This is a genomic window from Acinetobacter sp. YH12219, from assembly GCF_013417875.1.
In the GTDB taxonomy this organism is placed as follows: domain Bacteria; phylum Pseudomonadota; class Gammaproteobacteria; order Pseudomonadales; family Moraxellaceae; genus Acinetobacter; species Acinetobacter amyesii.
Genome location: NZ_VPDC01000011.1, coordinates 73,290 through 88,321, shown reverse-complemented (window position 1 = coordinate 88,321; position 15,032 = coordinate 73,290). Strand labels below are relative to the sequence as shown.

The 15,032-nt window shown below is 41.8% G+C and carries 12 protein-coding genes; 6 read left to right on the top strand and 6 right to left on the bottom strand.

All coding sequences use genetic code 11. The annotated features are described in order from the left end of the window. Window positions 1–131: 131 nt before the first annotated feature. Window positions 132–1,751, top strand: coding sequence for an inorganic phosphate transporter (locus FTV04_RS08560; protein WP_180026505.1), 1,620 nt, complete (start codon window positions 132–134; stop codon window positions 1,749–1,751). Between the two features lie 162 nt (window positions 1,752–1,913). Here FTV04_RS08560 and FTV04_RS08555 read toward each other — a convergent pair whose 3' ends face one another. The 3 genes from FTV04_RS08555 to FTV04_RS08550 all read right to left on the bottom strand — a co-directional run bounded on the left by FTV04_RS08555 (window position 1,914) and on the right by FTV04_RS08550 (window position 4,728). Continuing rightward, window positions 1,914–3,464 carry a hypothetical protein gene (locus tag FTV04_RS08555; protein ID WP_180089245.1) on the bottom strand — a complete coding sequence of 517 codons (1,551 nt, stop codon included), beginning with the start codon at window positions 3,462–3,464 and terminating at the stop codon, window positions 1,914–1,916. Between the two features lie 219 nt (window positions 3,465–3,683). Further along, window positions 3,684–3,863, bottom strand: coding sequence for a hypothetical protein (locus FTV04_RS16810; protein ID WP_257220991.1), 180 nt, complete (start codon window positions 3,861–3,863; stop codon window positions 3,684–3,686). A 247-nt stretch (window positions 3,864–4,110) separates the two neighbouring features. Then, entirely contained in the window at window positions 4,111–4,728 is a 618-nt protein-coding gene (locus tag FTV04_RS08550; RefSeq protein ID WP_111884441.1) for a rhomboid family intramembrane serine protease, read from the bottom strand. A 158-nt stretch (window positions 4,729–4,886) separates the two neighbouring features. Here FTV04_RS08550 and nfuA point away from each other — a divergent pair, with 158 nt between their 5' ends. Beyond that, entirely contained in the window at window positions 4,887–5,525 is a 639-nt protein-coding gene (gene nfuA, locus FTV04_RS08545; protein ID WP_078189947.1) for a Fe-S biogenesis protein NfuA, read from the top strand. 229 nt (window positions 5,526–5,754) lie between these two features. Continuing rightward, window positions 5,755–7,950, top strand: coding sequence for a TonB-dependent siderophore receptor (locus FTV04_RS08540; protein WP_180089244.1), 2,196 nt, complete (start codon window positions 5,755–5,757; stop codon window positions 7,948–7,950). A gap of 37 nt (window positions 7,951–7,987) precedes the next feature. Here FTV04_RS08540 and FTV04_RS08535 read toward each other — a convergent pair whose 3' ends face one another. Continuing rightward, entirely contained in the window at window positions 7,988–8,995 is a 1,008-nt protein-coding gene (locus tag FTV04_RS08535; RefSeq protein WP_180059517.1) for a hypothetical protein, read from the bottom strand. A gap of 46 nt (window positions 8,996–9,041) precedes the next feature. Beyond that, window positions 9,042–10,082, bottom strand: a complete 1,041-nt coding sequence (locus FTV04_RS08530) for an alpha/beta fold hydrolase (protein WP_373423622.1) — start codon at window positions 10,080–10,082, stop codon at window positions 9,042–9,044. A 335-nt stretch (window positions 10,083–10,417) separates the two neighbouring features. Between FTV04_RS08530 and FTV04_RS08525 the strand changes: the two genes are divergently transcribed. Continuing rightward, window positions 10,418–11,032 carry a carbonic anhydrase gene (locus tag FTV04_RS08525; RefSeq protein WP_078189941.1) on the top strand — a complete coding sequence of 205 codons (615 nt, stop codon included), beginning with the start codon at window positions 10,418–10,420 and terminating at the stop codon, window positions 11,030–11,032. An 83-nt stretch (window positions 11,033–11,115) separates the two neighbouring features. Here FTV04_RS08525 and FTV04_RS08520 read toward each other — a convergent pair whose 3' ends face one another. After that, window positions 11,116–11,745, bottom strand: a complete 630-nt coding sequence (locus tag FTV04_RS08520) for an arylesterase (protein WP_078189940.1) — start codon at window positions 11,743–11,745, stop codon at window positions 11,116–11,118. Between the two features lie 11 nt (window positions 11,746–11,756). On the opposite strand from FTV04_RS08520, the gene FTV04_RS08515 reads away from it, so the two are divergent. Beyond that, the gene (locus FTV04_RS08515) at window positions 11,757–12,488 is read left to right on the top strand and encodes an ABC transporter ATP-binding protein (RefSeq protein WP_180024091.1); all 732 of its coding nucleotides are present in this window, start codon (window positions 11,757–11,759) and stop codon (window positions 12,486–12,488) included. Then, window positions 12,485–14,986 carry an ABC transporter permease gene (locus tag FTV04_RS08510; protein WP_180089243.1) on the top strand — a complete coding sequence of 834 codons (2,502 nt, stop codon included), beginning with the start codon at window positions 12,485–12,487 and terminating at the stop codon, window positions 14,984–14,986. The genes FTV04_RS08515 and FTV04_RS08510 overlap by 4 nt, the downstream gene beginning before the upstream one ends. Window positions 14,987–15,032 lie beyond the last annotated feature (46 nt).

Genomic DNA, 15,032 nt, shown 5'->3' with positions numbered 1-15,032 from the left:
AGTCGGTTTTTAACGCTTAAAAAAAACAAATAAAGCATGAAAAATTGCTTTATATGACACCGCTTTGTCATATAATTGTCATAATTAAATTGAACAATATGGGGATTTTAAAATCCTCTATTCCTGCCTGCATGAATTCTAAACAAACTCCCGTAGATTCAGCGCACACGTCGACTACTCAAAAGTCTACGAATGTTCATGTGCCTACACCGAAATTCTTTATGCCGGTATTTTTAACGGTGATTATTTCAACGTTGATTTATATTGGTTTTCAGGTGACTGCCGATTTAGCGCATGTTCCGCCTTTAAGTCTTTATTCAATGATTTTATTGGGCACAGCCTTATTCATCGCACTTGGCTTTGAATTTGTAAATGGTTTCCATGACACTGCAAATGCAGTAGCAACAGTGATTTATACCAACGCCTTGTCAGCACCGGTTGCGGTAATGTGGGCGGGTTTCTGTAACTTCCTAGGCGTAATGGTTGCCAGTGGTGCGGTCGCTTACGGCATTATTGCTTTATTACCTGTTGAATTGATTATGAATGTCGGTTCAGGTGCTGGCTTTGCCATGGTTTTCGCTATGTTGATCGCAGCGATTTTGTGGAATTTAGGAACTTGGTTCTTAGGCATCCCTGCGTCTAGTTCGCATACTTTGATTGGTTCTATTCTTGGCGTTGGCATCATGAACTACCTGTTAAATGCAGGCGGTGGTGCGAGCGGTGTAGATATGGAGCAGGTGCTTAAAGTCGGTAAGGCGTTATTGTTCTCGCCACTGATTGGTTTTGCATTTGCAGCTCTCGTTTTCTTGTTGGTGAAGCGTATTTTCCGCAAACAGCTTGAACTGTTTCAGCCACCAGAAGGCAATAAGCCGCCACCACCACTGATTCGTGCAATTTTGATCTTTACCTGTACAGGTGTAAGTTTTGCGCACGGTTCAAATGATGGTCAAAAAGGTATGGGGCTGATCATGCTGATTTTGATCGGATGTGTGCCATTGGCTTATTCATTGAATAAGAACTTAGATAATCAACATATTCAATCTTTCCATCAGTTATCTGCTCAAACTGCAACGGCGATCTACGCAGAGCATAAGGATATTCCTGATGCACAAGCGCGTGATGTACTCACCAAATACATTCAAACCAAAGAAGTCAGCCCAGAAGTTGTGCCAGCTTTAGCAAGTTTGACCGATCATTTAGGTGAGCGTGTTGCACAGTATGGCGACTTAAAAGATATTCCTGAACAAGAAGTATCTTCGATTCGTAATGACATGTACCTCAGTACCACTGCTTTTAAACGTCTAGATAAAGCTGAACAACTACCAGCAATGGCAGAAGCTGAACAAAAGACAGTGAAGGAATATCGTAGTCACTTAGATTCGTTCTTACAGTACATTCCAACATGGGTGAAAGTCGCTGTTGCATTGGCACTGGGTCTTGGAACCATGGTGGGTTGGAAACGTATTGTCGTGACTGTAGGTGAGCGTATTGGTAAAAACCACATGACCTATGGTCAGGGCATGTCTGCCGAGCTTGTTGCTATGTCAACGATTGCTGCTGCGGATGGTTTTGGTATGCCAGTATCGACTACACACGTACTTAACTCTGCGGTTGCAGGTACCATGGTCGCGAATAAATCGGGTCTGAACTTTGCAACAGTGAAAACCATTCTATCAGCTTGGGTCTTCACTTTACCTGCAACGATCTGTCTATCAGGTTGCTTGTACTGGTTATTCTTGAAAGTGTTCTAAGCAACTCAAATTCCAGATATAAAAAAACGCTGCTTCGGCAGCGTTTTTTTTGGCTCTAACTCAGATATCACCGATTTTAATGGGATAACTGAGCTGAATAGGAACAATCAAAGTAGCAAGTTGAAGCTTTGAAAAGTTCAGTAATGATTTAAACCAATGCAATTATGCTTTTTTAAACAGACCCAATACCTTTTTCACGGGCAATTTATCTTCAGCAAAACCATACAGCGCCGCAAAAGGTAAGGCGGTACGCGCCAAATAAGCCACACGCCATAAGCCACCATGGTTGGCACCATGCATCATGAGTTCTAAAGGATGATCCAGCACTGTCTCAGGGTTAGCAACCGATTGAGGATTTCTCAAGTCGTGAATCCATAATGCAGCCATGAGTGCATTGGTGGTTTCAGGTTGAAACGATTCCACATCAAATAAACTCGCACCATTAAATGCCGCCTTTAATAATGGGTTCTTCGTTACTGAGCGGGTTGTGGTGGATGGCGCAATATTGATACTAACCCGCTGACCATTTTGACGTGCCACAGTTGCACGCCATTGTTGAATACGTTTTGCAAGTGCGTAGTTAGGACCTTGTTCCACCACCAAACAGTCAGCGATACCATAGGATTTTCCATTGTCTGCTGTGGTGGTTTGCTCATTATTTTGCTTAAAGAAATGCTGACCTGTGACTTTCGCAATGCTTTGCGTCAAAAGCTTTTGTGCAGACGCACGGTTTTGGAATTTGGCTTGCGCTGCCGTAACAATCTCTTCTGGCACCGCATAGACATCGGTCGGAGTACACATAAACATCAAGCTGGTGTCGGCTTTTTGCTGGCTGACATAGGCCATGATGCTGTCCATGGCCATTGCAACACGAACATGCTTTTCACCATCTAAATAGGCAATTGCAGCTAGATCTAGTTGATGTTCACTTTGTGCAAGCCATTGTGCAATTTCAGGAATGTGTGTCAGTAAATTGGCACCCAATTTGTGTTTTAGTTCTTGAATGGGTGTGTCTTCATGCACAGCGTCGAGACTTGGCGCATATAAAGTGGCATTACCGGCCTGAACCGTGCTTAAGATTCGATCCCAAACACGTTCATTATTGAGGTCAATTGCCACAATATTGGCTTTCCATTTTGCTAACCACGTCAGAGGGCCAGCTTCGGAGGCAGCACCAAAAAGCACCATAGTCCGATCTGACAAATCGAACCATTCTGGGTGTGCAATGGCTTCACGTAATGCGTCTGCATGACTGGCTTCAATGATGCCAGCATCTTGCCATTTTTGAATCTGAGCCAGTAAAGCCTCACCTTGCAGTTTTTGGCCATGATAGGGCACATACCACTCAGGCGCTGCGTCACTTTCACCTTTTAACTTCACGGTATGCAGCGGATGTGCAGTTAAAGCTACTGCATCTTTGAGCGTATGCTTTTCTTGATCACGATAAAACTCAAAGACGTGATGCGCTTTATTTAAACCTTGCTCAGCAATGTTGATCGCAGCTTCAGATGATTGAATCCCTTGTTCAACCAAGGCTTTAAAATATTCAGGATATTTTTTACGCCAGTTTTTTTCTTGTTTTGCTCGTACAGAAGAGTGATGGTCAACTGCAGCTAAGGCTTCAGCAATAATTTCACGACCAGTTTTAGATGTACTCGGCTTTTGGTTTGAAGCCAAAATGGGAAATTGAAGACCTTCAGTTGAACTCGACATGCAAAATATCTCAGCTAATTTTGTAATTAATATACAGATGTATACATTATCTATGCCAAATTAAAAAATAGGGTGGCATAAAGTGCCAGATTTATATGATTTGTCATGTGCTTTTGTGAACTTTCGTAGAATATACAGCGTCAATTTTTATTGTCGGAATTGAAAAAGCCTTCGGTTTGAAGGCTTAAAAGAAGAGGGCATTAAATCAATAACGGCAAATCAACAACGACCTTTTTTAGCCTGTCCGGGCGGGCAAAAGTCGCCGTGTCGATCTGGGTAATTGTAAGGATAGTGATTACGATCTGGGTCGACGACGATACTGCCTTCACGGGTGTGAACGGCACAAGCACTCAACACGCAGGTCAACAGCAAACTTGAGAACATCAGGACTTTTTTCATTGGAATTTTCCCTTTTTTATTCTGTGTCATTTCAGTTTAAATCAGGGCATGGGTAGATAGCGTTTCAATCTGCTGTGAAATTGTATAGCTCGATATTCAAAGTGCGGTGTTGTAGATATGGGAAATTGGCTAAAGAAAAGATCAATGGTCATGAGGTTAAACTCGGCGCAATAAAAAAGCCTAAACTGAAACGGTTTAGGCTATCATTTTTACAGCTTAAATTAGGCTGATTTTTTAGACTTAACGTTTAGAAAGGAACGTTTAATAACTGACTTAAGAAATGTGGAATGAGTTTCGGTTCAAGAATAATCGTCATGATTACACCATACGCTGCGCCCCAAAGGTGTGCGCTGTGGTTAATGTTGCTGTTGCCACGTTTACCTGACCAGATACTATAAGCCACATAAAGCACGGCAAAAATAATTGCAGGAACAGGAATAAAGAATACAAAAATCAGTTTCCACGGTTCAAACAAGATATAAGCAAAGAGTACTGCAGATACTGCCCCAGAAGCCCCTAAACTTGCCCAATGGGTATCATGCTTATGTTTTAAATAACTCGGAATAATCGCAGCGATCAAACCGCCTAAATAAAACAGCACAAAGCCCATGTCGAAAAAATATTGGCGATAAAAACTTTCAATCACGCTACCAAAGAAAAATAAGGTAATCATGTTGAATAATAGGTGCGCACCATCTGCATGAATAAAACCATGGCTAATAAATCGGTCATACTCGCCACGACTGAGGGCTGGCGGCCAAAATAACAAACGATTCATCACTTTCTGATTTGAAAATGCAATCAGTGAAATCACCACCGTAATCAGGATAATGGTCACGGTGTGGTTAAAGGGTAGGCCCAACATATATGACTATTCTACTTGTTAAAATTTATGCTCAATAATGCCATTAAAACGGCTTAAAGCGTGAACTTTCAGAATAATTCCGACAATTTTAGTTGATTTTTTTCTAATGCCCCGCATCTTAAGTTAAAATAGCGACTTCAGCTTGAGGAAATATTGTAATGTCGACTGAGAACAACAGCACAGCAGTTGCTGAAGAAATTCCAAACCTATTGATCACTCCAAATGCCCAAGAGTATTTGAAAGATCTTTTGGATAAACAAAATACACCGGGCATTGGTGTACGTGTTTTTGTGGAAAATCCGGGTACGCCACGTGCTGAATGTTGTATGGCTTACAGTGCACCAGAAGAAGTTGTGCCTACAGACTATAAACAAGACTATCCAGATTTCCCTGCATTTATTGACACACCGTCTATTCCATATCTTTTGGATGCGGTGATTGACTATAACAAAGACCGTTTTGGTGGTCAGTTAACATTCCGTGCACCAAACTCAAAAGTGCCACGTGTGGGTCCAGATGCCTCTGTAGAAGAGCGTATCACTTATGTTCTACAGTCAGAAATTAACCCTGGCCTTGCAGGTCATGGTGGTAACTGTGCACTGGTAGAAGTGGTTGAAGATGCAGAACATGGTTTAACTGCAGTGCTTAAATTCGGTGGTGGTTGTCAAGGTTGTTCTTCAATCGATTTAACCTTGAAACAAGGTGTTGAAACAACATTGAAGCAGCATGTACCTGAGTTAATGCGTGTTGTTGACCAAACGGATCACAGTAATACTGAAGGTGCTTATTTCAAATAAGTTCAGTATTTTTATAAAAAGCCGCAACGTTGCGGCTTTTTTATTGTCTAAATCAAAAAAACGAAGATTTTCAGATATTTCTAGGGTTTTTACATCAAAATGATAAGCGATATCACAAATATAAATAAGAATGATTATTAAAATTAATTGCAATATTGTTTGTGGTGGTTACAATGTGCAACACATTATTCTAGATTTCTCCATAAATACGTTTATTTGGAAGCACTCAATGACCAAACAACTATTAAAATCAACGCTTACACTTTCAATACTCTGTGCCTTGGTAAGTTTGACGCATGCAGAAGACGTGCACACTGAAGTACCAGATGAATCCGTAACGAAGATGGAAACCATTGTTGTTACTGCAGCAGAACAGGTTAAACAATCATTAGGTGCTTCAAAAATTACGGCAGAAGATTTAGAAAAAATGCCGGTTGTGAATGATATTTCAGAGTATGTGCGCCGTATGCCGGGTGTGAATTTGACTGGTAACAGTGCCACCGGGCAACGTGGTAATAACCGTCAGATTGATATCCGTGGTATGGGGCCTGAAAACACGTTGATCTTAATTGATGGCAAGCCTGTAAATTCGAGAAACTCAGTACGTTATGGCTGGCGCGGTGAGCGTGATACACGTGGTGATTCGAACTGGGTACCTGCGGATGCTATTGAATCGATTGAAGTGCTGCGTGGTCCAGCAGCAGCGCGTTATGGTTCAGGTGCGATGGGTGGTGTGGTCAATATTAAAACCAAGAAAGTGACCAACGACGTGCATGGCTCTGTGGAAGTTTTTACCAATCAACCTGAAGACGCTAAAGAGGGCGCAAGTCACCGTGAAAGCTTTAACTTAAGCGGGCCAATTCTCAAAGATGTCCTTTCATATCGGTTATACGGTAGTTATAACAAAACCGATTCAGATGCTGCGGATATTAATGCATTAATGGACAATGGCGCGCGTATGGCGGGTCGAGAAGGCGTTGAAAATAAAGATATTGCAGGGCGTTTGGCTTGGCAGTTGAACGATCAACAAGTCTTGATGTTTGACGCAAGTGTTGGCCGCCAAGGCAACCGTTTTGCAGGTGACAGTCAAAACAGTGTATTTGATCCAGCCGATCCAAACAAAGCGCCTATTCTATCGGCTTTAATTGGTGAAGAAACCAATACCATTTATCGTGATAGTTTTGCATTAACCCATGAAGGTACGTGGGGTTGGGGCGATAGTAAACTCATTGCGCAATATGACAAAACCAAAAATAAGCGCTTACCTGAAGGAACAGGCGGTAGTACTGAGGGACAGATTAATAATCTTGAAAATAAACAAACGTCATATCTAGAAACCATTCGCTTTAATGCAGAAGCCAATCTGCCGTTCCAATGGTATGTTCCACAAGTATTAACTTTAGGCGCTGAATGGGTTGAAGATGACTTTACCGATACGGTTAATACACAAGCTGGCACAGGCGGTTTTGGTGATGTGTTGACCTCAGGTGACCGTTCACAAATGGATTCACGGATTGCGTCGGCCTATATTGAAAACAATATGAACTTGGGCGAAAGCACCGATGTCGTTTTGGCACTACGCTATGATAATCATAGCAAATCAGGCGATAGCTGGAGTCCAAGTCTCAATATTACGCAAAAGCTTGGCGACTATTGGACATTAAAAGGTGGTGTGGCTAAGGCGTATAAAGCACCCAATATGTACCAAAATGCGGAAGGTTATCTGTTAAGTACTCGCGGTAATGGCTGTCCGATTGGGCTGAGCCAATGTCTATTACAAGGTAATGGCGATCTCAAACCTGAAACTTCAGTGAATAAAGAGTTAGGTGTGCAGTTCGAAAAAGACATCGTGAATGCAAGCTTTGCATGGTTCCGTAATGATTATAAAAATAAGATCGTTGCGGGGGATACACGTTTGGAAGAACTAGAAGTAAATGGTACAACGTATAATGTACTGCGTTGGATGAATACGCCGGAAGCTTTGGTGGAAGGTGTTGAAGGAAGTATTTCTTTAGATTGGGGTGATATCACGTGGACCAATAACGTTACCTATATGATCAACTCTGAAGATAAACGTACTGGCAATCCGCTTTCAGTGATTCCGAATTACACACTGAACTCTATTTTGAACTACAACATCACGGATCGATTAGACAGTAACTTTGTCTATACCCAATATGGTCGTCAAAAACCACGTCAATATGCAGAAACCAGTCTTGAAAGCAAAGATGGCTTGGCGATGGATAGCGTGAAAAGTTATGGCATTGCAGGCATTAACTTTGGTTATAAATTTAATGCAGCTTTGAGTGCTCGTATCGGTGTGAATAACCTATTTGATGAGCAGAAACTGCGTGATAAAACGGTCAACCAAACATATAACGAGCCGGGTCGTGCTTACTATGCAAGTTTGAAATACCAGTTCTAAGTATGTCCAAAAGAAAAGCCGCTTAACGCGGCTTTTTTTATGCTTGGATATTTAAAATTTTCAGTGCTTCACTTGAGTAGTAAAACTGTTCTAAATACAGACGGGAACGCTCACGTATATATCCTGACTCAATCATTTGCTGCACGATAGGATTGAGTAAGTTTTGAAGTTCATGCTGAATCAGTGCTTCATCAATATTTAAATCACGCAGCAATAAATCAAAAGGGCGTTCTGCATTACGCACGTACCAAGCGTATACGCCATCATGCACTTGCTGTTTCATATACTCAGACTGTCGCATAAAGTCCCAAATTTCATGGCCCATGGCAACTGTTTGCGGCAAGTCCTGAACTTCAACATAGTTCTTTAATACCGAAACTGGCAGCGCTTTTATTTTATGCCACAAATTGGCTTGAAAATGGTACAGCTTATGATCATCAAAGTGCTGATTTAACACGGTTTCACTCATTTGACTGAGCTTTAAAATATTCTTTTGCAAATATTTACTGACCGCATTATCTAAATTGGTATCTGTGACGTTTTCCAGTACCGATTTCCCCATTTTCATAAATCGTGAAACACCGGGTACAGATTTTGCAATCACTGAGTTGTCTAAATAATCTTGTATCGCATGTTGAATCAATTGACTGATCATGGCTGAAAATGCAGGATTGTTGACCATGGTATGAATTAAACGCTGACGATGTCCCTGTTTACTTGCCACATACTGTGCAATTTTATCGATGGTCAACACTGGAATGATTTCGGCAATCGTAGTGCTGTCATTTGCAGGGTGAATCAGTGCAAATTTGATATGTTCAGCAATTTGCTCAATTAGAAATTGACTTGCAGGGGTATTTAAAATTTGTTTCTGCAACAAGGCATTGATTTGATCAAAACTCCAAATTTGCTGCAAAGATTGTTTACGAAACCATTGATAAAAATGGGTGAATTCAGTGGCTACGGTATCATTGTGTGAAAAGCTCTGATCTAAAAAGTTCAGTTGAGCGTCAATCAACTGCTCAATCATCGGGTTTTTCTGCATACTTTCCCTGAAGTCCCAGTGATGGGTATCTAAAAATGGCGAATGCTCAGTTTAACTGAATCAGTTTATCTACCAAAGGGTTTTTAAACTTTTGACTTTTCGCAAGGAAAGGCAAGTAATGGTCTGCAACTTGTTGTTCAGCTTCTAAGATTGGCATATGACCGACGTTATTTAAAATCACAGGGGTTTCTGCACGTTTCAGTAAAGACTTGAGTTCCCCAGCCACTTCAACATTAAAGATTTTATCTTGTTTGCCCCAAAGGATCAGGGTTGGTGCTTCCACCGTTCGTGTTAATCGGGCAAAAGTTTCAGGGGTGTAGATTCGATTGAGCGTGACGACTTGATCGATCATTTTACTGGTGAAGGGCGCACGCGCAATTAAGATATTTTCCTGCGCTTCTTTGAGCTGTGTTGGAACATTGGGCGGATTTTGCATGAGTTTATGCATAACATCATCTAAATCCCCCGGTTTTGAAACGATTAAATTTTTAAGTTTATACGGGTCGCGGGTGTAACTGGTATTGGCCTGTTTATAAATGCCCGCGCTGTTGAGTAAAAATAAACTTTGGGTATCAAAAGGATATTGAGAGGCATATACCGTGGCAATGGAACCACCCAATGAGTGACCTGCAACATTCAGTTTATCTTCAATATCTATTTTAAGGACAAACTGGCGTAGTTGTTCCGTGACATTCGGCACTGAGACATCAAAATCGACAGGGACATGGGTATCGCCATTGGCCGGAAGGTCGGGGATGATCACGTGATAGTTCGGTGTTAAATAATGCGCAACACGATTCCAATTATCACGTGTGCCGCCTAAACCATGAATCAGCAAAATGGTAGGTTTAGAGCGTTGACCGCCTTCGCTATAACTCCAATTCACATTGCCGACTTGAACGCTATGTGTAACTAAACCAGCCGCTTTACGTTCTTGGCTCAAATAGTTTTGCACGATAGAGGGTACAGCCAGGTTTTTGCTGATGGGAGACGGATTTGCAGCCAAAGCATGGTTGGCAGTAAACGTCATACAGCAAATTGTTGCTAGCTTGAAAAAGTCAAAAACGCGTGAATGATGTCCTTTCATTGACGTTTACCCCAGTTAAATCGAATAGATATATTTTTTAGATCATTTATATGACTATTATCAGAATGGGCTGAAATAGCAAAAGCGTATATTTATGAAATATATTGTAAATTAAAAATGACCTTTGTCATCCATTGCTTTTTTGACGTGGTTAAACTTGCGTTTTAATAATGTGAACCATTACAGAAAAAATATTTTTTTTTTGATGAATGTAGACTAGCATTTTCTATCAAGTTGCATCGTCGTAGAAAAAATTCACAGCAATTGTTTTTGCAAGTGACAATCGATTCGACTGGGATTAAAATATTGCAACTTCGGATAAGGGTAATTAGAACATGCTAGCAGCAGCAGAAGCTTTAGATCGTTTAAAAAAAGGGAATCAACGTTTTGTAAACGGTGAAACGAATCACCCGAAGCTTTTGACGCATCAACAACGTGCTGAAATGGCCGAAAGCCAAGAACCTTTTGCGATTATTTTAGGGTGTTCAGACTCACGTGTTCCTGCTGAAATGGTCTTTGACCAAGGCTTGGGCGATTTATTCGTGATTCGTGTTGCAGGTAATATTGTGGCACCGTCTCAAGTCGGTAGCGTGGAATTTGCAGCAGAAAGCTTTGGATGTCCTGTGGTCATTGTATTGGGTCATACACACTGTGGCGCGATTCATTCTACGATTGAAGCTTTAACTAACCCTGCGACACCTCCATCAGCAAACTTGATGTCGATTGTGAACCGCGTTCGTCCATCTGTAGAAATACTTATGCAAACTGAATTGAAAGATGACCTTGAAAAACTTTCAATGCATGCAGTACGTTCAAACGTTTTTGCATCAGTGAATCAACTTCGTCATGGTTCAGCAGTCCTCGAAAACTTAATTGCGCAAGGCAAATTAAAAGTGGTGGGCGCTGAGTATTCACTCGAAACGGGTGAAGTGAGCTTCTACGATTTCTAAGCAGATTACAGTAAATACAAGATTTAAAAAAAGGCGCTCAAATGATGCGCCTTTTTTAACGAATCCATTTTCACCCACTAAATTTATAAGCTTGCTTTGATCAATGGATATGCATTGTTCAGCAAAATCGGTTGCGCTTTGGCATTCGGGTGAATCTGATCTTGTTGCATTAAGTTTTTATGTCCCGCAACCCCTTGCATAAAGAAAGGCAATAATTTGACTTTGTACTGTTGGCTCAACACTTGATAGTTATTTTCAAAAGCTTGGCTATATGCCTTGCCATAATTCGGTGGAATTTTCATTCCAAATAAAATCACTTTCGATTTAGCCTGTTGGCTTTTTTGAATCAGCTGCGCTAAGTTTTTTTGAATTTGTGCAGGGGGCTGTCCGCGTAAACCATCATTACCACCTAACTCAATCACCACAAGGTCTGGACGATGGGTCTGCAATAGTTTGGGGAGTCGTGCCAAAGCACCACTGGTGGTTTCACCGCTGACACTTGCATTGACCACTTTATGTTGTTTCGGATACTGTTGGTCTAGACGTTTTTGTAATAAGTGGACCCAACCTTGCTGCACTGAAACACCGTAACCTGCACTTAAGCTATCGCCCAAAATCATAATGGTTTTGGCAGAGAGCAGCATCGGGCAGAACATCAGTGCAATAGCCAGCAAGTAACTCAATAGACGATTATTTTGAATGCGATTTTGCATATAGGGAAGATATGACCCAACTCACGACAGATGTTGACATCATGCCACAGGCGATTATTTCTGCACAGCAATTGACACAAAAGATACAACTTCCACAAAAACAGTTATCGATCTTTGAACACCTCGATCTTGAAATCTTTGCCGGGGAACAAGTTGCGATCACTGGTCGCTCTGGTTCAGGTAAATCCACCTTGTTGGGGATTTTGGCGACCTTAGATCAGGCCAGTTCTGGACAGTTACGGGTCTGTGGTCAGGACATTCATCTATTAAATGAAGAACAGCGTGCTCAAGTCCGTTTGGCCCATATTGGTTTTGTCTTTCAGTCTTTCCAGTTGTTGCCACATTTAACGGCACTGGAAAATGTCATGCTGCCGCTACGGTTACAAGCAAATTTTCAGGTCAAAGCTGCCGAAGAAAAAGCATTAAAACTGTTAGCAAAGGTCGGACTAGAACGCCAAGCGCATCAAGCCCCTAAAGTTTTATCCGGTGGTGAGCAGCAACGAGTTGCGATTGCCCGTGCTTTGGTGAGTGAACCCGATCTGATCTTTGCAGATGAACCGACAGGTAATTTAGACAGTGCAACGGCACAGGAAATTGAACAACTGTTATTTCAGTTAAATCGTGAAATGGGAACCACTTTGGTATTGGTGACGCATGATGCCGATTTGGCCCGTCAATGTCAGCGCCATTTTGAATTGGTCAATGGTCAATTGATTGAGCATCGAACAGGAGATGCTGCATGAATCTTTTGGCACTGTTTCGACCACTCTTACAGCTGAGTTTTAAAACCACGGGTGTGTATTTATTATTGATCACACTAACCTTGGCGATCAGTGCCACCACGGCTTTAAAGTTTAGTAATGTACAAATTCAAAATGCTGTAGCGCTACAAGCTGCTGAAATGTTGGCAGCAGATTTGGTGCTGACAGCCAATGAACCAATTCCACAAGAGTGGCAACAACAAGCCAAAACACAGCAATTAAAACAATCGAATGTCACGCTATTTAGCAGTATGGCACACACCGATCAGCAATTTGTCATGGTCAATGTCAAAGCCGTTGATGCTGCATTTCCATTAAGAGGTGAACTCGAAACAGAACCGAAACTAAACCGCTCCATACAAGCAGGTGAGGTTTGGTTAAGTCCGCGTGCTATGGATTTGTTGGGCGTAAAAGTGGGAGATCAGATCAATATTGCTGATGCTGCTTTTCAAGTCAGTGCCAAAATCATTCATGACACCAATCAGGAGCTCGGCTTCAGTGGTTTTTCACCGACGGTTATAATTGCGCAGTCTGAGGTGGCGAGAACCAATGCCATCCAAGTCGGGAGTCGGATTGAATATCGTCTGTTAATGGCTGGAGATGCACAAAATACCCAGCGCTTTGAAAAACTGTATAAGCAGAAATTTGGTGATCAAAGCGAAGACCTTTCCGCTAACTCAGATCATGCGCAGGTTCAGGATGCGGCTCAAAGCAGTTTGAAATTGAGAAATGCCAGTGAAGGCAATACCCGCTTGATGAAGCCGATAGCCAACCTAGAAACGTTTTTACAACTGGCGAATATTTTAACTATTCTACTTTGTGGCATCGCCATCGCATTAACCAGCCAGCGTTATGTCCAACAAAATCAGGATGCCATTGCGCTGATGCGCTGTATTGGATCGACCAAACAGCAAATATTAAGTGCTTATCTAGCTTTACTGTTGGTTGTACTCGGGCTTTCAATCCTGTTTGGAAGTTTGATTGGTCTGGGATTGGGTTATGGTTTATTGCAACTGATGCTACAGCTGATTCCAAATTTACAATTAGAGTTTTCAGCCCTGTCTATGCTGCTTGGCCCGCTTCCAATTGCAATATTCACCAGTGCGATTGTGCTATTAGGATTTGTTCTTCCAAGTCTTTGGCAATTATTAGGGACACCGCCAGCACGGGTGATACGACAACAAGAGCGTTCTGTACGTTCCATACTTTGGATGCTCAGTTTCGGCACACTCAGTTTGGTGGTGTTTTGTGGGGTATTAACTGAAAATTTACAACTCACCCTGTGGCTGATTTGCGCCATCATCTTCCTGTGTGTTGGCCTATATATGATGGTCTGGCTCAGTTTAAAGGCTTTGAAAAGTTGGGGGACGAAAATCTCAGCGTATATACGCACACCGTATCAAACGGCATTTCAAATTACCGCATTAGCATTGGGTCTAAGTCTGATTACGGTTTTAGCGGTATTACGTACAGATTTGCTGGAACGTTGGCAACAACAATTACCACAAGGGACACCTAACCAATTTGTCTATGGATTACCGCCATTTGAGTTGCAGGATTTTAATCAACAACTCAAGCAGCATGGCTGGCAAGGGACGCCGATGTACCCGAATATTCGTGGACGATTAGTTGCCAAAAATGATCTCCCTTTTTCGGATGCCTTAATTAAAAGCAATAATTCATTACGCCGTGAATTGAATCTTACGCAGGCTGCAACTTTTCCGAAAGATAATCAAATCATCGCGGGCAGTCAGCAGTTTCAACAGGTTAATGAAGTATCGGTAGAGGTGAAAACCGCACAAGAGCTGGGTATTCAAATTGGAGATCGACTGAGTTTTAGCCTTCCTGAAGGGATTTTACAAGCCAAGGTGATCAACCTTCGTAGTGTGGAGTGGGAAAGCTTTAGTCCAAACTTTTTCTTTATTTTTTCTCCCCAAACCATGGATGAAAATGCCGGCAGCTATTTGGGGAGTTTCTATGTTCCACCGCAAGATAAAAATCAATTGATTGGTCTAATTCAGCAGTTTTCGAATACCGTGTTTATTGATGTCAGTCTGATTTTGGATGAGATCAAACGCATCGTCAGCGTATTGGTTCAGATTATTACTATCTTGGCGATGTTGGTCAGTATTTCAGGCATTTTGGTCTTGGTTGCATGTTTGAATTTATTTATGGATGAACGCAAAAAAGAAGTGGCATTACTGCGTTCCTTCGGCAGTTCCAAGCAAAAGTTAAAGTCGATGCTCAGTTTGGAAGTTGGTTTGATGGGGCTAATTTCGGGTGTTGTGGCATGTATTTTTGCTGAAGTGATCAGTGCGATTGTCAGTTATAAAATGGAACTGGTCATCCAGTTGCATGCAGAGATTTGGTTGATCCTACCATTGGTAATGACCTTAGTCTGTACTTTGATCGGACGTTATCGCTTAAGTTATCTTTGCGATATTCCACCCTTAGAAAGCTTGCGTGAACTAAATAGTTAAGGGTGGAAATGGTTAACAGCTGAGCAAGTTAAGAGTGGAGCAGGAA

Bases quoted from the DNA above. Each gene is read 5' to 3' on its own strand.
- FTV04_RS08540 (WP_180089244.1), top strand. From the start codon at position 5,755: ATGACCAAACAACTATTAAAATCAACGCTTACACTTTCAATACTCTGT.
- FTV04_RS08525 (WP_078189941.1), top strand. From the start codon at position 10,418: ATGCTAGCAGCAGCAGAAGCTTTAGATCGTTTAAAAAAAGGGAATCAA.
- FTV04_RS08560 (WP_180026505.1), top strand. From the start codon at position 132: ATGAATTCTAAACAAACTCCCGTAGATTCAGCGCACACGTCGACTACT.
- FTV04_RS08515 (WP_180024091.1), top strand. From the start codon at position 11,757: ATGACCCAACTCACGACAGATGTTGACATCATGCCACAGGCGATTATT.
- FTV04_RS08520 (WP_078189940.1), bottom strand. From the start codon at position 11,745: ATGCAAAATCGCATTCAAAATAATCGTCTATTGAGTTACTTGCTGGCT.
- FTV04_RS16810 (WP_257220991.1), bottom strand. From the start codon at position 3,863: ATGAAAAAAGTCCTGATGTTCTCAAGTTTGCTGTTGACCTGCGTGTTG.
- FTV04_RS08530 (WP_373423622.1), bottom strand. From the start codon at position 10,082: ATGAAAGGACATCATTCACGCGTTTTTGACTTTTTCAAGCTAGCAACA.
- FTV04_RS08510 (WP_180089243.1), top strand. From the start codon at position 12,485: ATGAATCTTTTGGCACTGTTTCGACCACTCTTACAGCTGAGTTTTAAA.
- nfuA (WP_078189947.1), top strand. From the start codon at position 4,887: ATGTCGACTGAGAACAACAGCACAGCAGTTGCTGAAGAAATTCCAAAC.
- FTV04_RS08550 (WP_111884441.1), bottom strand. From the start codon at position 4,728: ATGTTGGGCCTACCCTTTAACCACACCGTGACCATTATCCTGATTACG.
- FTV04_RS08535 (WP_180059517.1), bottom strand. From the start codon at position 8,995: ATGCAGAAAAACCCGATGATTGAGCAGTTGATTGACGCTCAACTGAAC.
- FTV04_RS08555 (WP_180089245.1), bottom strand. From the start codon at position 3,464: ATGTCGAGTTCAACTGAAGGTCTTCAATTTCCCATTTTGGCTTCAAAC.